General features: G+C 47.3%; 22 protein-coding genes. 2 read left to right on the top strand and 20 right to left on the bottom strand.

All coding sequences use genetic code 11. The annotated features are described in order from the left end of the window. Positions 1-49: 49 nt before the first annotated feature. Positions 50-364, top strand: a complete 315-nt coding sequence (locus KG118_RS02200) for a hypothetical protein (protein WP_117711131.1) — start codon at positions 50-52, stop codon at positions 362-364. Here the strand turns inward: KG118_RS02200 and KG118_RS02195 are convergent. Both KG118_RS02195 and KG118_RS02190 read right to left on the bottom strand, forming a co-directional pair. Next, positions 348-962: a response regulator transcription factor gene (locus KG118_RS02195; protein ID WP_117711132.1), complete on the bottom strand. Its 615-nt coding sequence runs from the start codon at positions 960-962 to the stop codon at positions 348-350. The two genes, KG118_RS02200 and KG118_RS02195, sit on opposite strands and share 17 nt — an antisense overlap. Next, positions 952-1,656, bottom strand: coding sequence for a hemerythrin domain-containing protein (locus tag KG118_RS02190; protein WP_118322838.1), 705 nt, complete (start codon positions 1,654-1,656; stop codon positions 952-954). The genes KG118_RS02195 and KG118_RS02190 overlap by 11 nt, the downstream gene beginning before the upstream one ends. 156 nt (positions 1,657-1,812) lie before the next feature. Here KG118_RS02190 and KG118_RS02185 point away from each other — a divergent pair, with 156 nt between their 5' ends. Further along, positions 1,813-3,051, top strand: a complete 1,239-nt coding sequence (locus KG118_RS02185; RefSeq protein ID WP_117711134.1) for a carcinine hydrolase/isopenicillin-N N-acyltransferase family protein — start codon at positions 1,813-1,815, stop codon at positions 3,049-3,051. Between the two features lie 40 nt (positions 3,052-3,091). Here the strand turns inward: KG118_RS02185 and miaA are convergent, their stop codons facing one another. The 18 genes from miaA to KG118_RS02095 form a co-directional block, all read right to left on the bottom strand. Further along, positions 3,092-4,006, bottom strand: a complete 915-nt coding sequence (gene miaA, locus KG118_RS02180; protein WP_117711135.1) for a tRNA (adenosine(37)-N6)-dimethylallyltransferase MiaA — start codon at positions 4,004-4,006, stop codon at positions 3,092-3,094. 115 nt (positions 4,007-4,121) lie between these two features. After that, a complete protein-coding gene (locus KG118_RS02175) occupies positions 4,122-4,682 on the bottom strand; it encodes an IS1096 element passenger TnpR family protein (RefSeq protein WP_117711136.1) in 561 nt (186 codons plus the stop codon). A gap of 13 nt (positions 4,683-4,695) precedes the next feature. Next, positions 4,696-5,472 (bottom strand): acyl-ACP--UDP-N-acetylglucosamine O-acyltransferase, encoded by a 777-nt coding sequence (gene lpxA / locus KG118_RS02170; RefSeq protein WP_117711137.1) that lies wholly within the window; start codon positions 5,470-5,472, stop codon positions 4,696-4,698. A 7-nt stretch (positions 5,473-5,479) separates the two neighbouring features. Continuing rightward, entirely contained in the window at positions 5,480-6,865 is a 1,386-nt protein-coding gene (locus KG118_RS02165) for a bifunctional UDP-3-O-[3-hydroxymyristoyl] N-acetylglucosamine deacetylase/3-hydroxyacyl-ACP dehydratase (RefSeq protein WP_213388340.1), read from the bottom strand. 3 nt (positions 6,866-6,868) lie between these two features. Then, positions 6,869-7,909 carry a UDP-3-O-(3-hydroxymyristoyl)glucosamine N-acyltransferase gene (lpxD, locus tag KG118_RS02160; protein ID WP_117711139.1) on the bottom strand — a complete coding sequence of 347 codons (1,041 nt, stop codon included), beginning with the start codon at positions 7,907-7,909 and terminating at the stop codon, positions 6,869-6,871. Positions 7,910-7,993: 84 nt separating this feature from the next. Continuing rightward, the gene (locus KG118_RS02155) at positions 7,994-9,220 is read right to left on the bottom strand and encodes an HD domain-containing protein (RefSeq protein WP_117711140.1); all 1,227 of its coding nucleotides are present in this window, start codon (positions 9,218-9,220) and stop codon (positions 7,994-7,996) included. Between the two features lie 20 nt (positions 9,221-9,240). Then, positions 9,241-10,071, bottom strand: coding sequence for an orotidine-5'-phosphate decarboxylase (gene pyrF / locus KG118_RS02150; RefSeq protein WP_117711141.1), 831 nt, complete (start codon positions 10,069-10,071; stop codon positions 9,241-9,243). Positions 10,072-10,097: 26 nt separating this feature from the next. Next, a complete protein-coding gene (locus KG118_RS02145) occupies positions 10,098-11,870 on the bottom strand; it encodes a DUF4153 domain-containing protein (protein WP_117711142.1) in 1,773 nt (590 codons plus the stop codon). Between the two features lie 2 nt (positions 11,871-11,872). Continuing rightward, positions 11,873-12,985: a peptide chain release factor 1 gene (prfA, locus tag KG118_RS02140; protein WP_117711143.1), complete on the bottom strand. Its 1,113-nt coding sequence runs from the start codon at positions 12,983-12,985 to the stop codon at positions 11,873-11,875. 42 nt (positions 12,986-13,027) lie between these two features. Beyond that, a complete protein-coding gene (locus tag KG118_RS02135) occupies positions 13,028-14,197 on the bottom strand; it encodes an AIR synthase-related protein (RefSeq protein WP_117711144.1) in 1,170 nt (389 codons plus the stop codon). A 252-nt stretch (positions 14,198-14,449) separates the two neighbouring features. Continuing rightward, on the bottom strand, positions 14,450-15,031 hold the full coding sequence (locus tag KG118_RS02130; protein WP_117711145.1) for a LemA family protein: 582 nt from the start codon (positions 15,029-15,031) through the stop codon (positions 14,450-14,452). Between the two features lie 87 nt (positions 15,032-15,118). Beyond that, positions 15,119-16,030, bottom strand: coding sequence for a TPM domain-containing protein (locus tag KG118_RS02125; RefSeq protein WP_117711146.1), 912 nt, complete (start codon positions 16,028-16,030; stop codon positions 15,119-15,121). A gap of 39 nt (positions 16,031-16,069) precedes the next feature. Beyond that, positions 16,070-17,020, bottom strand: a complete 951-nt coding sequence (locus KG118_RS02120; RefSeq protein ID WP_117711147.1) for an alpha/beta hydrolase — start codon at positions 17,018-17,020, stop codon at positions 16,070-16,072. Between the two features lies 1 nt (position 17,021). Then, positions 17,022-17,768: a shikimate dehydrogenase family protein gene (locus tag KG118_RS02115; RefSeq protein WP_117711148.1), complete on the bottom strand. Its 747-nt coding sequence runs from the start codon at positions 17,766-17,768 to the stop codon at positions 17,022-17,024. A 37-nt stretch (positions 17,769-17,805) separates the two neighbouring features. After that, positions 17,806-18,543, bottom strand: a complete 738-nt coding sequence (gene ubiE, locus KG118_RS02110) for a bifunctional demethylmenaquinone methyltransferase/2-methoxy-6-polyprenyl-1,4-benzoquinol methylase UbiE (RefSeq protein ID WP_117711149.1) — start codon at positions 18,541-18,543, stop codon at positions 17,806-17,808. A gap of 3 nt (positions 18,544-18,546) precedes the next feature. Then, a complete protein-coding gene (locus tag KG118_RS02105; protein WP_117711150.1) occupies positions 18,547-19,491 on the bottom strand; it encodes a phosphoribosylaminoimidazolesuccinocarboxamide synthase in 945 nt (314 codons plus the stop codon). A 33-nt stretch (positions 19,492-19,524) separates the two neighbouring features. Then, the gene (locus tag KG118_RS02100) at positions 19,525-20,520 is read right to left on the bottom strand and encodes a PhoH family protein (RefSeq protein ID WP_117711151.1); all 996 of its coding nucleotides are present in this window, start codon (positions 20,518-20,520) and stop codon (positions 19,525-19,527) included. Between the two features lie 138 nt (positions 20,521-20,658). Beyond that, on the bottom strand, positions 20,659-21,324 hold the full coding sequence (locus KG118_RS02095) for a B3/B4 domain-containing protein (protein ID WP_117711152.1): 666 nt from the start codon (positions 21,322-21,324) through the stop codon (positions 20,659-20,661). Between the last annotated feature and the right edge of the window lie 6 nt (positions 21,325-21,330).

Genomic DNA, 21,330 nt, shown 5'->3' with positions numbered 1-21,330 from the left:
CCCCGCTTTCCGATGTGACATCGTGAAGCGGGGATTTATTTTGTTGCGGATGAAGGAGGATGCTGTCGGGCTGAGTATAGGGAAAAGATTATCAGGGATGCTTATCGAAACCGTCAGAGTTGCTTGGGAAAGGGTGCTAAGGTACGGGGTAATCTTTATCTCCAACTTGAAGATGTTCGTCTTTAGGCTGAAGATGGACATCTCTACGCTAAAGATGTGTATCTTTAAGCTGGAGATGAAACCCAAACGGCAGGTTAAGATGTCTTTCTCCTATGGAGAGACGGGTTTGGAAAGGGACTTAGCCCTCTTCTCTAATAGGGGGTGCGTAGGAAGGCTTGGCAGGGAGTTTATAAGGAGTCTTTAATGTCGCTCAGTTCTACCAGCTTGTTCACAATGGCATAAATGGTGAGGCCTGCGGGAGAGTGTATTTGCAGTTTGCGTGCAATGTTGCGGCGGTGGGTAATGACGGTATGGATAGACAGGTACAGTTTGTCGGCAATCGCCTTGTTGGTCATTCCTTTTACAACGCAAGTGATGATTTCCTTTTCGCGTTGGCTGAGCGTTTCCTGTTCGCTGTCCTTCTCGTCTTCCTCTTCGGTATGGAGAAGGCGGTTGATTTTTGAGGTAATTACTTCAATATCATCACAGATGGCGATATTTTCATCGTACTCTTTCAGCGCGTTATTGTCGATGACGGAACATACCAATGCGATGTATTTGATGCTGTTGCTGTTGTGGTCTGTCTTGAAAGAAGGCAGGTTGAACCAGCCGCCGAAAGTCGGATTTACGATTACAATATCGGGAGTGTGCAGATAGATATAGTTCTGCAGCGCTTCCGGTGACGACACCTCGATGGGGTGTACGTTCAGGTTGGGAATGCGTTTAAGTACTGCCGCAAGACCACTTCGTACAATGACCGAAGTTTCTGCAACAACTATTTTCAGAGAAATATTATTGTTCATCTTTCAGTCTTTTTTCTATTTGTGCTACGGCGGGAACAAACATATAGTCTTCTACCTGGCAATGCGATGCAAGGTCTTGTTCGCAGTTGAAGATATCGAACAGAACGGCATTCAGGAGATTATTGTTTTCTTTTTCCGGATAGTACTTGATGATGATATTTTTCAGTTCTTTCAGTTTGGTATCTATCTGGTTGTGCTTGCTGGCAAATGTGGCGATGTTGTATTTATCGGATAGCTTGCCTTGCAGCAATTGCTCCACATAAGTAAAGACAGCCTCGTTTTCGTATTCCATATGGCGGCGCACTTCTTTGGCGTATTCATCAAAGAATTTGAGGATGAGGTAGGCCACATCATTATCTCTGGAGCAGTCTATGGCCTCTATCAGCTTGCGGCGCATGGCAGGCAGGTTGAAGTCGAGGAAGTAGGCGTGCGCACGTTTCAGATAATCCATAAGCGCCGGAATAGAGAATGAGTCATCATCCGCACTGTAAGAGTATTGCTCTTCGCTGATGAAATTGGCCACGGCGAGGAAAGTGCGGTAGTCTACATTCTGGGCTTCACAGACATCCTTTACGCTCTTGTCTCCAAATCCAAGCGACAAACCGAAGCGGCTCATCACCATTAATAAGGAGTAATTATCGCAGATGAGGTCGCTCATCTTGTCCGTTGCCCGATATTTATGTTGTTCATTCATTGTAAGTTATTCCTTTCCACTCTATGTTTCGGGCGCAAAGTAACGGCTTTTCTTCGAGAACTGCAATCGCTATTTGTAGGTATTTTGAGTGGTATGGTGTACTAATCCGGATTGATTTTTTATCTTTGTCGAAACTAATGATAAAACTTCTTTGCTATGAAACGGACTTTGCTCGCTTTGATTGCTGTCATTATATCTTTGGGAAACGCCGGACCGCTTTCCGCCTGTACTTCTGCAGTGATTTCCGGCAAGGTAACTCCCGACGGCCGCCCCTTGCTGTGGAAAAACCGCGATACGGACTTTCCGCAAAACAGTGTGAGATATTTCTCAGGTGAGCGCTATCCGTTTGTAGCCGTTGTCAACAGCGTGGAAGATAATCCGACGGATGTATGGATAGGTACGAATGCCGCGGGTTTTTCCATTATGAACACACAATCCTATAATTTAGTCGAGGTGAAACCCGGTGAGGAGCGTGGAGAGGCTAACGGGCGGGTCATGCGGCGTGCATTGGAAGTGTGTGCTACGGTAAAGGATTTTTGTCAATTTCTTGACACACTCTTTAAGCCCAGTTTGATTGAAGCAAACTTCGGCGTGATTGATGCCGAAGGAGGTGCGGCCATGTTCGAGGTGGATTATTATAAGTATGTGATGTATGATGCCAATGACCCCAAAGATGCACCTTGCGGGTACATTGCACGTACCAACTTCTCCTTTTCCGGCAAGGTGAATGAGGGAGCGGGCTATGTTCGCTTTATGCAGGAAGATAAGTTATTGATGCCGGCCTCGGCTACGGGGCAGATTACCCCGCAATGGATATTCAGTGAACTCTCTCGTTCTTTTGCCAATCCGCTCTTGGGGATTGATTTGAAGAACGGTGATTTCAATCGTCCTAAGACAACCGGGTGGTTTGTAGATCAGGACTTTATAGCGCGTAGCAGTACGGCAAGTTCGGTTGTTGTGCAGGGAGTGAAGGCGGGAGAGCATCCCGAACTCACCACGATGTGGACCGTCTTGGGGTATCCGCCTACCGGAGTGGCAATGCCTGTTTGGGTGAAGGGGGCGGATAAGGCTTTGCCGAAACTTCTTGTTCGCGATGAAATAAAGAAGGTCTCTCCTCTGGGTAATTGGTCGGTAACATTGGCAGGTGATGTTTTCTCTTATGAGCAAGGGATGGGCAGCAACCGCTATATGAACTGGGAAAGGCTTTTTAATGCTGATAAGAATGGCTATATGCAGTTGCTGGCTCCGGTGGAGAATGAGGTGTTTCGGCGTACAGAACCGCTTTTGAAGGAGTGGCGCAGGAAAGGAAGTGCGGACACCAAAGCTATGCAGTTGCTTTATAATGAACTGGATACTTTTATCAGTATGCAATACGCGGACTTGTTCGAATTGTAATTATCCGGTTAGAGGTATATCGGTTTTATGTATATCGGTATTATTCGTCTCTGTCCGCCGCTATGCAACGCTCGATATGTGTCAGTATTTCCGCTTCTTGTTCGGGGTGAAACCAGTGTATCTCTTCGTCCCGCTTAAACCACGTCATTTGTTTGCGGGAGTAGATGCGTGAGTTCTGTTGAATCTTCTCAATGGCAAAAGGGAGTGTCCATTCGCCGTCGAGATAGTTGAATATCTCTTTATAACCTACTGTATTCAATGAATTGAGTGCCCGGTGAGGGTAGACGCTGCGGGCTTCTTCTACCAGTCCGTCCGTTATCATCTGTTCTACACGTTGGTTTATGCGGTCGTACAATTCTTCACGATTGCGGGTGAGCCCTATTTTAATGATACGGAAGGGGCGTTCCTTTTTTTTCTGCGTGCGGAAAGAGGTATAGGTCTTTCCTGTCATATAACAGATTTCAAGGGCATGGATTACTCGTTTATGGTTCTTTAAATCCACGATTTTGTAATACTCTGAGTCCAACAGTTTCAGTTCGGCACAGAGATTTTCCAGACCTTCTGTTTCGTATTTGTGCAACATCAACCGGCGAGTTTCGGCATCTACGGTAGGAATGTCGTCAATCCCCTTACATACGGCATCTACGTACATCATGGAACCTCCGGTAAGGAGTACAACCTCATGCCGGGTATAGAGTTTCTCAAGGAGTTGCAGTACTTCGGTTTCATATTGGGCGGCGCTGTAATAGTCGGTAAGTTGCAGTGTACCGACAAAATAATGCCGTACTCGTTGCAGTTGTTCCGGAGTAGGAGCGGCCGTACCGATTTTTAAATCGGCATAAAGTTGTCTTGAATCGGCAGAAACGATGCACGTTTGAAAATGCTCTGCCAATCGGAGACTGAGTTCCGTCTTTCCTACTCCCGTAGGGCCTATAAGTACTATCAATGTTTTCATGAGGTCGTAAAAAAATAGTTCGGGCGAAAAACAGTTGTATCCTCCGATATGAATGTATCCTTATGGGATATTTCATTATCATTGGAGCAAATTGTTATTCGCCCGAACGGTTCTATCAGAATTTGTCTTCTTCGTAGGGTATATCGGCAGAGCCTTCGTCTAAACCGCCGAAACCTTCTTTGTCGAAGTCTTCCATATCGAAGTCTTGATCGCCATAGAAGCTTTCATCCAAGTCGAGCGAACCGCCGGCTGCCGCCATTTCTTCAAAGTCAATGGTTTGTTTGGGTGCTTCTCCGGCTTTCTTGGTGCACTTTGCTCCGGTCATGTTTTTGCCGGTGATGATTTCGGAGAGTTCGATGAAGAAACAACGTTCCGTCATGTAGTCGAATACATATAGAAGTTTTTGCTTTTCGTCTTCTACCAATTCGCTGATTTGGGTATCTTTCATTACCCAGCTGTCTATTTCCGGATTATCATCCATCTCTTCGAGGGTAACTTCTTTTTCCTTCTCCCAATCATCATCGCAAATGAAGAAAGAGGTCATCTGGTCGCTGGTATAACCCGCTGATTTCAGGATAGCTTCGTGAAAATCATAAAATGTAGCTTCCGGGTCAATCTGTATTTCTCTTACGAAGTCATCCGCTTCATCGGAGATAAGAGTAAATCTATATATCATAGTGTTAACTTTTTTATTTACTTGCAGGGATAATGCCGCGAGTTGATTCACGTATAAAGTTTACAATATAGCTGATTTCGGGTGTCATTTCCATTTCATTTTCAATCTTCTTCAAAGCTTCCGTATTGTTCAGTCCGCTTTGATAGATGATGCGGTAGGCGTCATGAATGGCTTCGATTGTTTCGTTGGAGAAACCGCGGCGGCGCAGCCCCACAATGTTGAGACCTGCATAACAGATGGGTTCGCGACCGGCTATGATGTACGGCGGTATGTCTTTGCTGAAACGGCATCCGCCTTGTATCATACCAAATCCGCCTACGCGGCAGAACTGGTGCATCAGTACGTTGGCACTGATGATGGAGTTGTCGTCTATTACAATCTCACCTGCCATTTTAGTGGAGTTGCCGATAATGCAACCGCTTCCAATGAGGGCGTCATGTGCCACATGTACACATTCCATCAGCAGGTTGTTATTGCCTACAACGGTCTTTCCTTTGGCAGCTGTGCCTCGGTTGATAGTTACGTTTTCACGGATAATATTGTTATCGCCTACTTCGGCGGTGGTCTCTTCTCCTCTGAACTTCAGGTCTTGCGGAATGGCACCGATTACGGCTCCGGGAAAGATTGTATTTCCATTGCCGATACGTGACCCGTACAGAATGTTGACATTCGCCATAATCTTATTGTTATCGCCGATTACCACATTCTTGTCAATGAAAACAAAAGGAGCAATCTCTACGTTTTCCCCGATTTTTGCTTCGGGATGAATATACGCTAAGGGACTTATCATAATTAACTTACTTGTTTTTTACTATTTGAGCCATAAATTCAGCTTCGCACACTACCTTTTCGCCTACAAATACATAGCCTTTCATAGTAGAAATTCCTCGGCGGATAGGAGCCAGCAGTTCAACGCGGAAAATCAAAGTATCTCCCGGCACTACTTTCTGGCGGAACTTAACACCGTCTATCTTCATAAAGTAGGTGGAATAACGTTCCGGTTCGTCTACGGAGTTCAGGACAAGCAGACCTCCGGTCTGTGCCATTGCTTCCACTTGCAATACACCGGGCATTACGGGCTCTTGCGGGAAGTGTCCTTGGAAGAAAGGTTCGTTGGCTGTTACATTCTTGACACCTACAATGTAGTTGGCGCCAATTTCAATTACTTTATCTACCAGTTGGAACGGATAGCGGTGCGGTAGCAATTCACGGATGCGGTTTACATCCATAATCGGTTCGCGGTTGCAGTCGTATGAGGGAGCCTGTATTTCGTGCAGACGGATTTCCTTACGCATCTGGCGGGCGAATTTATTGTTGATGGTATGTCCCGAACGTGTGGCAATGATGCGGCCTTTGATGGGTTTTCCTATCAGAGCCAAATCGCCGATTACGTCCAATAATTTATGGCGGGCACATTCGTTGGGCCATACCAGCGGTTTGTGATTGATGTAACCCAGCTGTTTGGCATCCATATGCGGTACGCCCATTACATCGGCAAGCTTGTCGTAAGCATCCTGAGGCATTTCGCGTTCGTAGATAACGATGGCGTTGTCCAAATCACCGCCTTTGATAAGTCCGGCCTGTAACAGCGGTTCTATCTCGCGTACAAATACGAAAGTACGGCTGGCGGCTACTTCATCCTTGAACTTTGTCATATCCTCCAATGTGGCGAATTGGTTGGGGATGATGGTGGAGTCATAAGATACCAGCACATTCAGACTGAAATTCTCATCGGGTAATACGATAATGGACGAACCGGTGGTTTCATCGCGGAATTCAATCTTGGACTTGATAATATAGAAATCTTTTACAGCATTCTGTTCTACTGTACCTACACGTTCTATTTCGTTGACGTAATATTGAGCACTTCCGTCCAAAATCGGAAATTCCGGACCGTTCACCTGAATCAGGCAGTTGTCTATGCCCAGTGCATAAAGTGCAGCCATACCATGCTCTATGGTACTTATCTTAACCCCGTTTTTAGAGAGGACAGTACCGCGTGTCGTTTCAGTCACATTATCGGCAACAGCGTCAATGACGGGTTGACCTTCCAGGTCGATACGCTGAATTTTATATCCGTGATTGTCCGCAGCCGGGTTGAAAGTAACGGTCAGATCAAGTCCAGTATGAAGACCTTTTCCACTGAGCGAAAAGCTGTCTTTCAGAGTCTTTTGTTTCAACATTGGTTACTTATTTAATTGTTTTTTTAATTCATCAAGTTCTTTACGAAGCGCATTCAGTTCAAAATACATATCCGGTAGTTTGCGGAATACGGATTGTGACTTGAAATAAGGTTTTACCTCCATAGGCGGGGTGCCTATTAAAACACTGCCTTCCTTTATATTGCTCGGAACACCCGACTGTGCGCCAAGGTTCACTTTGTTTCCGATATGGATGTGTCCGGCTATACCGACCTGACCGCCAAACATACACCATTCACCTATTTTGGTGGATCCGGCAATGCCTACTTGAGCTGCCATTACCGTATGCGAACCGATTTCATCATTATGGGCTACCTGTACCAGATTATCCAGTTTCACACCACTGTGCACGATAGTTGCTCCCATTGTAGCACGGTCTACGCAAGTGTTGGCTCCTATTTCCACATTATCTTCCAAGATAGTGATACCGATTTGGGGTATCTTTTCATAGCCTTCGGGAGTAGGGGCGAAGCCGAATCCGTCTGCACCGATGACGCAACCGGCGTGCAAAATGCAGTGATTGCCTACGCGGCAATCGTGGTAGATGGTTACATTTGCATAAATAATACAGTCACTGCCTACCTTAGCGCCGCTTCCAATGGTGGCATGCGGATGAATCACCGTATTGTCTCCCACTTCTGCATACTCTCCGATGCAAGCAAAGGGGGCGATGTAAACATCCTTGCCTATTTTCGCGGTCTCGGCAACGTATGCTCGTGAATCAATACCGGTACGCTTTGGCTTGCTTTGTTCATAAAGATTTAATAATTTAGCAAGACTCTCGTAAGCATTGTCTACCTTAATCATTGTAGCCTTTACTTCTTGTTCAGGAACGAAATCCTTGTTTACCAAAACGATACTCGATAGGGTTTCGTACAGATAAGGTATGTATTTAGGGTTGGATAGGAAAGAAATTGCTCCGGGAATTCCTTCTTCAATTTTTGCGAAGGTGTGTACGGTTGCATTCTCGTCTCCAACGATTTCTCCTTGAATAAATGTTGCAATTTGTTTAGCAGAGAACTCCATGTCTTATTGTTGTTAGATGGTTTCAAAACACAAATAACGGACTTTTTTTTTATATATCCTTGCTCTGTGATGAATATTTTATACTTATCTATGCAAACGCTGATAACATAAGTAGTATTTTTTTACTTTCTTGGACAGTAGAGATATATTAAGCATATCCGATGCTTCAGCTATATTTTTAGTGGAACCGTCGTTGTATAGGATATCAATACTGTCATCTGCCGGATCGTACATATTCTTCTCAATGCCGGGAGTGGAGATAAAATAACCGGCTTCGGAAAGGGAAATATCTAATTGCTCACCGGTTTGCCGGATTATTTCTTCTTTACGTTCCTCACCGAAAGGTTCGGCGGAGATTTCCACTTTGAATATGTTACGGTTAATCATGCCCAGACTTAGTGTGGAAAGGACTTTGTCCGAATGGGTGCTCCATACTTTCAATGCAGTCCAAATATCATTGTCGTCCAGTTGGATATAGTTTTCCAAGCAATCCGGGTTATTATAGAATGTTTCCCGATTGATGTCGTTATACAGGAAAAATTTCAGTGCAGGCGGAGCAAACAGGTCTATTCCCTTTCCGGCTAACTCTTTGGCACGCAGTAATGTGCTGATGAGCATCTTTTCATAAGCAACCGATGTCTTGTGCAGATATACCTGCCAGTACATCAGGCGACGTGCGGTGAGGAAGTTCTCAATGGAATAGATGCCTTTGGACTCTACCACCAGATGGTCGTCTTTGACATCGAGCATCTTGATGATTCGTGCCGAACCGATATTGCCTTCCGTAACGCCTGTATAGAAGCTGTCGCGACGCAGGTAATCAAGGCGGTCCATATCCAGTTGACCGCTTACCAACTGATGAAGGAAACGTTTGGGATACTCATCCTTGAAAATCTGGATGGCGAGTGTCAGTTGCCCGTTCATCTCCTTGTTGATGCGCTCCATCAGCATCAGAGAAATATCTTCATGCGAAACGCCTTTTACAATAGTGTCTTCAAGTACATGAGAGAACGGACCATGCCCGATGTCGTGCATAAGAATGGCTGCTTGTACGGCTTCCGCTTCACTGTCGAAGATGAAATTGCCTTTGGCTGTGAGTTGTTGTATAGCCTCACTCATGAGGTAGAACGCACCCAGAGAATGTTGGAAACGGGTATGTTGCGCGCCGGGGTACACTACGGAAGACAAGCCCAGTTGCTTGATACGGGTGAGACGTTGCAAAAGGGGATGCCGTACAATGTCGTACAGCAGCCCCTTTGGTATATTGATGAACCCGAATACCGGGTCGTTGATGATTTTTCTTGCTTGCACCTTTGGAGGGTTGTTAGTCACTAATCGTTTATCACTTTCTTCAGCTGTTCCGCCATTTGCGCCTGTACTTCCTGTGCAGCTTTGCGTGAAGCGGCTGCAAAGTTCTCTGTCTTGTCTACGTAAATGATTCCGCGGCTGGAATTAACAATTAGCCCGCAAGTTTCGTTCATGCCGTATTTGCAGACTTCTTCCAATGAACCGCCTTGTGCGCCTACGCCGGGCACCAGGAGGAAGTGATTGGGAACAATCTTGCGGATATCTTCAAAAGCACGTCCTTGGGTGGCGCCTACTACATACATCATTTGTTCGTCACTTGCCCATTCCTGTGATTTGCGCAAGACTTTCTCAAAAAGACGTTCACCGTCCTTGTCTTCTGTCAACTGGAAGTCGTGAGAACCTTTATTGCTGGTCAATGCGAGCAAGATAACCCATTTCCCTTCATAAGTGAGGAACGGGGTAACGCTGTCTTCGCCCATATAGGGGGCTACGGTTACCGAGTCTATGTCCAGCTCTTCAAAGAAAGTGCGTGCATACATGGCAGAGGTGTTGCCTATGTCACCACGCTTGGCATCAGCTATGATGAACTGGTCGGGATAATTCTGTTTGATGTAGTTTACGGTCTTCTCAAAGGCAATCCAACCTTTTACTCCCATGCTCTCATAGAAAGCAAGGTTAGGTTTATAGGCGATACACAGATCGGCTGTTGCATCGATAATTGCTTTATTGAAGGAGAAAATAGGATCTTCTTCTTTCAACAGGTGTTCCGGTATTTTCTTAATATCCGTATCCAAACCTACGCAAAGAAATGATTTCTTACGTTTTATATTCTCAAAAAGCTGTTGTTTGTTCATATCGTAATTCTGTTGGTTTAATGATTTTACTTTTTAAATAAATATCCCTTGATACTCATTCTCGCATCTTCGTCACTGTCCTTTTCATAATGAATGTCGAATGCAGTCAGGATGAACAAATTTCTTGGGGAGTTGCATCGGAAAGAGGTAGGCGGTATATGGCCGTGCTTGCTGTTCTTCTCCAGCATTTCCAATGTGTTGAGCTCGATGTACACGCTATCGTTCAGCTTGCCCGTTCGGGTATCGAGCGAAACGGGTAATATGCCGCTTTCGAGGCTTTGGCGGGAAACGGTGAAACGGTGGCTTGATATGCTGCCGTCAGGTATGGCGATAAACCGGGTATAGCCTTCGGGTATATTGATGATAGTTTGGATATCGATTTCGCCACTGTAGGAAACCCTGTCGTTATCTGTGTCAACGGCTACCGTATCTGTTTCAATATCCGCTGCCACAGAATAGAGGTTGTGTGTCACATTCTTCTCTATCAAATGAGTAACGCTTTCCGTGCCGAACCAGTTACTCAAATATTTGAATTTACTGTTTATCTGTACAGCTTGCTTTTCCGGCAGTGAGTAAATCCATTCCTTATATTGCTCTAATGAGAGGGGAACTTCCGCTTGGCAACTGCGTTGCATTTCGGCCTTTATCTCATTAAGAATAGTATTCTTTGTAATACCGGCATAGTTGACGGGCAATGCGGATGTCAGCAAAAAGATGACGGCAAACGAAATGGGTATCCAGTTGATACGTCGCGCTTTTATGACGAACAGCCCGATACAGACAATATAGAACCAGCCATTGAGCGTGGCGAGATAGAGTCGGTTGATAGTAACACCGTAATCGTTGAACCGGCGTATAATGCCTATTGTCATCAGCAGTAACAGTGGCAATATCAGCACAGGCATCCAGCGTGCAATCCAGTTGTCAAACCGCTTGTTCTCTTTGAAACGTGTAGGGTATAGCCCGAATTGGATGGCGATACAGACCGTCATCAATGCTACGATAAGCCATGACACCCAGCCGATGGGCAATTCCCAACTGATGAGGATGCGAGTGGCGTAGATATAAAGCACTATCAGATAACCGGCCGTAAGGGGAAGGAACAGATAGTGCAGGATGCCGTTCAGGAATTCCGATGAATGCGGCTTCCGGTTGTGCTTGTCGTCTCCCTGCGGCAACAATCCGAGGAATAGCATCAAGCCGAGCAATACATTGCACAGATAGTAGATATAGGCATAGCACTTCCCGCTGATGTGAATATCGAACAGTTGATGCAATGAGAACAGCAGTAGGCTGATGCCTGCACATAGGATAAGGCCTATCACCTGTGTAACGATGTATGCCGAAACGGTGTTCAGCGCAAAGTTCCAGCTGGCGATGTCGTTCTTCTCGCGCAGGAACGAAAGGAAGAAAGTGGAGAACCCTACGGCAAGAATGGCTGCCGCATGGGCGATACCGATTTCAATCCACGAACTTTCCGTGGTGAGATAATGATAGAGTAGGAAAGTGTCGGCTATAAGTAAGGCATGCGCAGCAAGTTGTATGGTTGTCTTCCACAGGCGGCTTTTTACTTCCTCGCTCCATAGATGAAGTGTGAGCGAAAGCAGGATGCCCACCGACAGATAGTAGCCGGTGATGAACAGTAACCGGTCTTCGCCCTTCCAGCCTGTCGATGTCAGATAGATGAGATAGGCTGTGAATGCAAAGATAAAGGTTACTGCAACCGGAAAGCGTTTCAAACAATTCTGAAACGCTTCGGTAGCTGTGTGAAACGCTTTCTCTACTGATAGCCCTTTCATAACTACAATTCGCTTTCTTTCAGTCTTTCCGCATTTTCCGCAACAATCAGGTGATCGATGCAGTCCTGAATATCACCGTCCATAAAGGCGGCGAGGTTATAGATGGTATAGTTGATGCGGTGGTCGGTGATACGTCCTTGCGGATAGTTGTAGGTGCGTATCTTGGCCGAACGGTCACCGGTAGAAACCATGGTCTTTCGTTTGGAAGCGATGTCATCGATGTATTTCTGGTGCTCCTTGTCGTATATAAAGGTACGCAGGCGAGACAAGGCGCGTTCTTTATTCTTCGGCTGGTCGCGCGTTTCAGTACATTCGATGAGGATTTCCTCTACGACACCGGTATTCGGATTCTTCCAGTTGTAGCGTAAGCGTACGCCGGATTCCACCTTATTTACGTTCTGACCGCCCGCACCACCGCTTCGGAAGGTATCCCATTTGATTTCTCCCTCGTTGATGACTACATCGAATTCTTCGGCCTCGGGCAGCACGGCTACGGATGCAGCGGATGTGTGCACACGTCCTTGCGTTTCGGTGGCAGGCACACGCTGTACGCGATGTACGCCCGATTCATATTTCAGTGTACCATATACATTATCACCCGTTACGGAGCAGATGATTTCCTTGAAACCGCCGGCTGCGCCTTCGTTGGCACTGGATATTTCCAATCGCCAGCCTTTTGCTTCGCAATACTTGGTATACATACGGAAGAGGTCGCCGGCAAAGATGGCGGCTTCGTCTCCACCTGCACCGCCGCGGATTTCAAGAATTGCGTTACGGCTATCCTGCGGGTCGGCAGGGACAAGCAGCAGCTTTATTTCTTCTTCCAGCTCCGGCTGGCGTATTTGGCAGGCATCAAGTTCCTCACGGGCCATTTCACGCATTTCGGCATCGGTTTCGTTGGCGATGATTTCTTTCGCTTCCTCAATGCCGCTCAGTACCTGCATGTACTCTTTGCGGGCATTCATCAAGTCACCCAGTTCTTTGTATTCTTTGGTAAGCTTGACGTAGCGCTTCTGGTCGGCAATCACTGCCGGGTCGGTTATCAACGTAGATACTTCTTCGAAGCGGGCAACGAGGCCTTCCAGTTTCTCAAGTATGGTATTGTTATCTGCCATTTAATTCAAGTGGTAATGTTATGATGGGATGATAAGTCGGTATTAGTATCTGAACTCTCCGAATTCACTCTTGATAATCAACTCTTTCTTATCGCTCTCTTCGATACGTCCTACAATCTGTGCATCAATATTGAAGCTCTTGCTGATGGCAATCACTTCTTCTGCGTGTTCGGGAGAAAGATACACCTCAAGGCGGTGTCCCATATTGAATACCTTGTACATTTCGCTCCAGTCCGTATCGCTTTGCTCCTTGATGGTTCTGAACAATGGTGGAACGGGGAAAAGGTTGTCTTTGATAATGCGGCAATTGTCACCGGCAAAGTGCAGTACTTTGGTTTGTGCGCCACCGGAGCAGTGTACCATACCGTGAATTTCGGGACGGAGCGCATCGAGTAATTTCTTAACTACCGGTGCATACGTACGGGTAGGAGAGAGTACCAGTTTGCCGGCATCCAACGGACTGCCTTCCACGTTGTCTGTCAGCTTCAGTTTTCCGCTGTATACCAGTTCGTCGGGTACGGCTTTGTCGTAGCTTTCCGGATATTTCTCTGCCAGGTATTTGGAGAATACATCGTGGCGGGCGCTGGTTAGCCCGTTGCTGCCCATACCGCCGTTATATTCTTTCTCATAAGTGGCTTGTCCACAAGAGGACAGACCTACAATCACATCTCCCGGACGGATATTGGCATTGTCGATGACATCCGAACGTTTCATGCGGCAAGTTACCGTAGAGTCTACGATAATGGTGCGTACCAAGTCGCCGACATCGGCAGTCTCACCGCCGGTAGCGTATACACCCACACCCATTTCGCGGAGTTCGGCAAGCAGTTCGTCCGTTCCGTTGATGATAGCGGAAATCACCTCTCCCGGAATGAGCAACTTATTGCGTCCGATAGTGCTTGATACCAGGATATTGTCTACTGCACCTACGCAAAGCAGGTCGTCGATGTTCATAATCAGCGCATCCTGCGCAATGCCTTTCCAGACGGAGAGGTCGCCTGTCTCTTTCCAGTACATGTATGCCAGGCTGGATTTGGTTCCTGCACCGTCGGCATGCATGATGTTACAGTACTCGGAATCACCGCCCAGAATGTCGGGGATAATTTTGCAGAAAGCCTGCGGGAAGATACCTTTGTCGATGTTCTTGATAGCGTTGTGCACATCTTCTTTGGATGCGCTGACGCCTCTCATCATATATCGTTGATTACTCATGAGATAATAAGTTTGTTCAATTGTGCACAAAAGTAGTGATTATTTCGCTTATAGCCTTAGCTTTGCGTAAAAAATATGAGAGTGTTTCAAAATGTAAAAGTCCTATCATTCTGTCATTCAGAGGAGCTTGCGACGAAGAATCTCCTCTCTTATGTATGCAGAGAAGAGATTCTTCACTGCGTTCAGAATGATAGAATGATAGGACTTTTACATTTTAAAACAACCCCAGTTCGGATTTTTAATTCCTTGTTGTTAGAACTCTACTTTGGGAGCTTGTTCACTGCCTTCGGCAGCTTCAAAATAAGCGCGTTTCTCAAAGCCGAAAAAACCGGCAAGGATGTTTTTGGGGAAACGGCGGATGGCTGTATTAAAGCTTTTCGCTGCGTTGTTGAAGTTGGTACGTGCTACGTTGATGCGGTTTTCCGTACCTTCCAGCTGGGCTTGTAGTTCCAGGAAGTTCTGGTTGGCTTTCAGGTCGGGATAATTCTCGGTAATGGCAAGCAGCTTGCCGAGAGCGGAAGTAACCGCACCCTGAGCCTTTTGGTATTCAGCCAGCTTCTCCGGTGTCAGGTCGTTGGAGTCTACGGTCATTTGGGTAGCTTTGCTGCGAGCCTCTACCACACCTTCCAGTGTTTCTTTCTCGTGAGAGGCATATCCTTTGACTGTATTTACAAGGTTCGGAATCAAGTCGGCACGACGTTGATATTGTGTTTCGACGTTAGACCATTGTCCGCTGACATTTTCGTCCATAGTGACAAGTCCGTTATAGCCGGTAATACCCCAAATGGCGAGAAGGGCTATAATAGCAATGATAATAATGGTTGATTTTTTCATACTTCTTCTTTTATTATTAAGTGATACAATACATTTTGTAACTCCTCTGACTCCTAACTGAATAATTCCAGATTGACACTATTCCAATCAGAACCGTGAACCGGCTCCGCCGCCACCGCCCATACCTCCGCCGAAGCTGCCGCCGCCAAAACCGCCGCCGCCCCCGAAACTGCCTCTTCCGAAGCCGCCGCCGAAAATGACAGGACCGCCGCCACCGCCGCCCCGGTAATTCTCATCGTAGGATTGCTGACGGCGTACTACCTTGTGTCCGCAATTACGGCATATGTAAGTGACATCTTCCGTCCGTACTCCGTTGTGGCGTGAAACAAGTACGCTGTTGCTCCGTTGCAGCTTGTGCTGTCCGCATTGCGGGCATTTGCTTGCGGCACGTGTCTTCAATATTCCCGCTGCAATGGCGATGGCGAAGAAGCCGACAACAGCCAGAATCAATCCTATCGGGGAGGCGCCGCCATCCTCATCCGAGTCGTTTACCATACTGCCGTCGAGGCGGGCGCATACGGCACGCACACCAGCCACCATACCCGCATCCCAATTGCCGTCTTTCAGGTAAGGAATCATGTATCGTGTCTGAATACGCTTGCAGATGGCATCGGGCAGGTCTCCTTCCAATCCGTATCCGGTATAAAACTGGATGCAGCGCTGGTCGGTTACCAACAGGATAACCAGCCCGTTGTTCTTGCCTTTCTTGCCCACACCCCATTCGTTGAGTAATTGGTGCGAGAAGTCAAAGCAATCCTCGTTGCCGATGGAAGGTACGACGGCCACTACGGTTTCAATGCCGGTTTGCTGTTCCAGTGCATAAAGCATACGGTCCATTTCATCACATACCGAAGCAGAGAGGATGCCGGCGGGGTTGCAGACGTAGCGTGTCTTGTCCTGAAGATGTACTTTAGGAATGTTTTTGGTAGTGTAAATCTCTTGTGCCTGCAAGGAAACAAGCACGCACAAGAAGAGTGCTATGGAGATAAATCGTTTCATACTATTGTATTTGTAGGGGCGAAGATAGGAAAAATCACATTAATGGATGTATTTCCCTACGAAATTCCTTACGCGCTCCGTATATTCCTGCGGATAATCCCGGTAGGACATGGCGTGTGTTGCACCGGGTACAATCCACAACTCTTTCGGTTCGCTCTTGGCTTCATACAAGGGATAAACCATCCACGTAGGTACGTATGTGTCCGCATCTCCATGTATGAATAACATGGGAAGGCTGCATTTTTTGACTTGCTCCAGCGAAGAAGCTTCTCGGAAGTTCCAGCCGTACTTGGCGTTGCATAACCATCCGGTTGTGTACATTAGCGGAAATTCGGACAACCCGAACATATCCTTCAATTGAAAGGAAAATTCGTCCCATACGCTTGTGTAGCCGCAATCTTCTACAAAACATTTCACAAAAGGTTGTTGCGGTTCTCCGGATACCATCATGGTAGTGGCAGCTCCCATAGAGATGCCGTGTACTACCATTTGAGTGTTGTTTCCGAAAATACTGTCGGCTATATTCATCCAATTCAGTACATCCAGCCTGTCTTTCCACCCCATTTGTATGGCGGGACCTCCGCTCAGACCGTTGTCCTGCAAGTCGGGAAGGAATATATTGTAGTTCAGTCCTTTATTATAAAGATAGCCTATCATCAGCATACGGATGGCATTGTCGGTATAGCCGTGCACGATGACTGCCGTTTTATCGGTAGATTGTGCGGCTGCGGCAAAAATTGCATGCAGTTGTCTCCCTTCCGGATTGATGATAAAGGTATCGCGCAAGGCACCTGAGGTTTGCAGGCTATCCAGCCATGACGTGATAAACGGATATGTGCGGTGCATATACTTGTATGACCCAGGAATGTCCTTGCCTTTGTTCTCTTTAGGTGTCAGCGAGTAACCGAGCATATAATAGCTTCCACTGACGATGGTGGTGAATGCTACCGCCAATAATCCTATCAGACCGTATTTAATTTTTCTTTTCATGTCATCTATTCCAAATCTCCCATGCGGCAAAGGCTTGCAGCAACAGCATTTCGAGTCCGTTCTTGGTGACGGCTCCTTGAGCTTTGCCTTTCTTCATGAAGAGTGTTTCGTTTGGATTATATAACAAATCGTAGAGCAAATGGTTGGGTGTAAGTAGTTCGTACGGTATGTTCGGGCAGAAATCTACTTTGGGGAACATGCCGACGGGGGTACAGTTGACGATAACCGTATATTCGGCCATTATCTCCGGAGTCAGTTCCTCGTAGGTAAGGAATTTGTCGTCCTTTTTGGTGCGTGATACGAACGTGCTTTCTATTCCTAAGTTCTCCAGACCGCGATATACGGCTTTGGACGCACCGCCCGTACCCAGAATCAGCGCTTTCTTGTGGTGGGGTTGCAGCAACGGCTCGATGGATTGCGTAAATCCGATAATGTCCGAGTTGCAGCCTATCAGTTTGACTTTGCCTTTGGGGAGACGGACAATCTTGATAACGTTGACCGCGCCTATTTGGGCAGTATCCTTATCCAGCTCATCCAGATAGGGGATGACTTGTTCTTTGTAAGGAATGGTTACGTTGAGTCCACAGAGATTGGGGTTTTCCTCAATCACTTCCATGAAGTCTTCGATGCGGGGAATCTCGAAGTTTACATATTCTGCGTCAATGTTCTCGGCTGTGAATTTCTCATTGAAGTAGCCGATGGAGAACGAATGTTTCAGCGGGTAACCGATTAGACCGTATTTCTGCATATCCAAGTGTGTTAAAGGGGGTAATAATAAGTAGCAACTATTTCTTAGCGATGTATAAGGTACATATTCCGAAAGTCAACCGCTTGAAGCGCACCTCGCTGAATCCTGCCTTACGGATTACTCCTTGCATGATTTCACCTTGCGGAAAGGCGCGGATGCTTTGGGGCAGATAGGTGTAAGCGCTGTTGTCTTTCGAGATACATTTGCCGAGTAGAGGAATGATGACTTTGGAGTAGACGGTAAAGAGTTGCTTCATCGGGAAGCGGTCCGGAGTGGAAAGTTCCAGTATCACGAGGTGTCCGCCGGGCACGAGTACACGGCACATTTCAGACAGTCCTTTGTCCAGTCCGTCGAAGTTGCGGATGCCGAACGCTACGGTCACGGCATCAAAGCTTTCATCGGCAAATGAGAGAGAGGTGCAATCCTCCCGGGCGAAGGAAATCTTGTCCGAGAGGTGCGCCTGTTTTACTTTTTCACGTCCCACATTCATCATCCCTTCGGATATGTCGGTTCCTATCAGCGTGTCGGGCTGCAGTTCGCGACAGGCAAGTATGGCAAAGTCGCCGGTTCCGGTTGCTACATCCATGATGTGCCGGGGCTTGAAAGGGCGCAGCGCATTAATCGCTTTCTTACGCCAGCTGCGGTCTATACCCATTGACAGGGTATGGTTCAGCTTATCGTAAGCGGGTGCGATATTGTCGAACATTTCTTCGACCTGTTCGCTCTTCTTGCCGTCGCTACCGTAAGGCTTGATGTGTTCTTGCGGGTAATACATTCTTCATTCCTTTAGGTATTCCGTTACGTTCTTCTCGATACGTTCGGCGATATTGCTTGTATCTTCTTTCACGAATTTCTCACCGGTGATGTGTTCGTATAACTCGATGTAGCGTTCGCTGATGGAAGTTACGATTTCGTCCGTCATTTCCGGAACATGTTGTCCTTCTTTGCCTTGGAAGCCGTTGTCCATCAACCATTCGCGTACGAATTCCTTTGAGAGTTGCTTTTGCGGTTCGCCTTTGGAGAAGCGTTCTTCGTAGCCTTCGGAGTAGAAATAGCGGCTGGAGTCCGGAGTATGGATTTCGTCCATCAGATAGATGGTGCCGTTGTGCTTGCCGAATTCGTATTTGGTATCAACGAGAATCAATCCGCGCTCTGCGGCGATTTCCGTACCGCGTTTGAAGAGGGCCATGGTGTATTTCTCCAAAACGGCATATTCTTCGGGAGTGGCAAGACCTTTGGCGAGGATTTCCTCTTTGGAAATGTCGGCATCGTGCTCGCCTATCTCGGCTTTGGTAGTCGGGGTGATGATAGGTTCGGGGAACTTCTGGTTCTCTTTCATGCCTTCGGGCAGCTTCACGCCACAGATTTCGCGGACACCGCTCTTGTAGGCGCGCCATGCGCTGCCGCAGAGGTAGCCGCGTACAATCATTTCAACAGGAAAACCTTCGCACATTACACCCACTGTTACCATAGGGTCTGGGGTGGCCATTTTCCAGTTGGGGCAGATGTCGGTAGTGGCATCGAGGAACTTGGCTGCAATCTGGTTCAGCATTTGACCCTTGAAAGGAATACCTTTGGGCAATACTACGTCGAAGGCTGAAATACGGTCGGTAGCGACCATCACTAACTTTTCACCGTTGATGTTGTACACATCACGCACTTTTCCGTGGTATACGCTTTGCTGACCGGGAAAATTGAATTCTGTTGCTGTTAATGCTTTCATTTTTGTGATATTTATGAGTTGAATATTTACTGTTTATGCAGGGAGTTGCAGTCTGGCTTTTTCCTCTCTCCGTTTCTCCCGTTCCGCTTTCGTCTCTTTGTCGAACTTCTCGTAGGCTTCCACAATCTGGGTAACCAGTTTGTGGCGTACAATGTCTTTCTTATTCAGTTCGATGAAGCTGATGCCTTTCACGCCTTTCAGGATGCGGAGCGCTTGCACCAGTCCGGAGGTTTGCGATTGGGGAAGGTCTATCTGTGTCATGTCTCCCGTTACAATCATCTTGGTGTTCATGCCCATGCGGGTGAGGAACATTTTAATCTGTTGGGTGGTAGTGTTCTGCGCTTCATCCAGAATAACTACGGCATCGTTCAGCGTACGCCCGCGCATGAAGGCGAGGGGGGCAATCTGAATGATGTTCAGTTCCATGTATTCTTTCAGTTTGGCGGCAGGTATCATGTCCTGCAATGCGTCGTAAAGCGGTTGCAGGTAGGGGTCTATCTTGTCCTTCATGTCGCCGGGCAGGAAGCCGAGCTTCTCTCCGGCCTCTACGGCGGGGCGGCTGAGGATTATTTTCTTGATTTCCTTGTTTTTCAGCGCACGTACGGCAAGGGCTATAGCCGTGTATGTCTTGCCCGAACCGGCGGGGCCGATGGCAAACACCATGTCGTTCTTGGAGAAAGCCTCAACCAGCTTCAACTGGTTTTCGCTGCGCGGTATGATGGGCTTTCCCGTTACGCTGAACACGATGACGTTGCCGGACTTTTCCGCTTGCGGGACGTTCCCTTTGATTATATCGATGATGACTTCCTCTTTCAGAGAATTATATTCGGCGCAATACTTTTCAAGCTTGGTGATGTTTTCTTCAAACGCACACATTTCCTCTTCGTCTCCCAAAACCTTGATGACATTGCCGCGGGCAACGATGCGGAGTTTGGGATACAATGCTTTTATCAATTGCATATTGGCGTTGTTTACGCCGTAAAAGATTACCGGATCAATATCCTCAAGAACAATCAGTTTCTCTATCATTGATATGTTTTAAAGTTCAATTCTTTTTTTCGAGTGAAACGCTTTGCAAAGGTAGTGAAACGTTTGAATACTTGGACGGTTCAGTCTGTTATTTTTTTGCATCGGGTGTAGCTGCGGCATTATGTCCGCGGTCGTCGTTTATTCAAAGTAGAGCACTGTTCCACCGTCGGAAGCGGCATACTTCCGCAGGAGTTCCTGTATCATTCCGGCAGCTTCCGCCAGTCCGTCACATCCGCTGTAGCCGTTTACAATGGCGAGGATGTGGCGGGTTTCCATTCCCATCTTGGTGCGCTCGTTGTCGCTGGTGGGGGTGCCTATTCCGCCTGCCGGGTCGCGGTAGACGGGAAGTCCCTCAATATTCAGCACTCCGCGCCCGATGCCCTCGAAAGGTTCTTCCGCACGTCCTACTCCGAGTTCGAGGCTGTTTCCCTGTATCTTGTCTGCATCAAAGCCGCCTATGCTGTATCCGGTGCGGAGGGAAACGAGGTTAATGAGGTCTACCAACGTGTCAATCTGATACAGTTCCAGTCCCCGCATAAGACGGCGGCGCAATGCTTCGGCCGAGGGGCGGTAGCGGCTCGGGTCTTTTCCGCAACGCTTGTAGGCTTCGCGGGTGGCGGCAATGGCGGGTTGCAGCTTGATGCTGTCTGTGGTTTCGGTTGCTCTCAGTTCTTGGGTAAAGGCGTTTATCTCGTCCCAAAGACCTTGGCAGAATGCGGTATTGGCAACTTCTGCATATACGGCCGCACCTTTGAAGATAGGGCAGGCTTTCTTAATTTCTTCTGATACGGTAATGTTATACATGGCTAA

This window comes from Bacteroides propionicigenes (assembly GCF_018390535.1).
GTDB lineage: Bacteria > Bacteroidota > Bacteroidia > Bacteroidales > Bacteroidaceae > Bacteroides > Bacteroides propionicigenes.
This window is presented reverse-complemented; position numbering and strand designations above follow the sequence as displayed.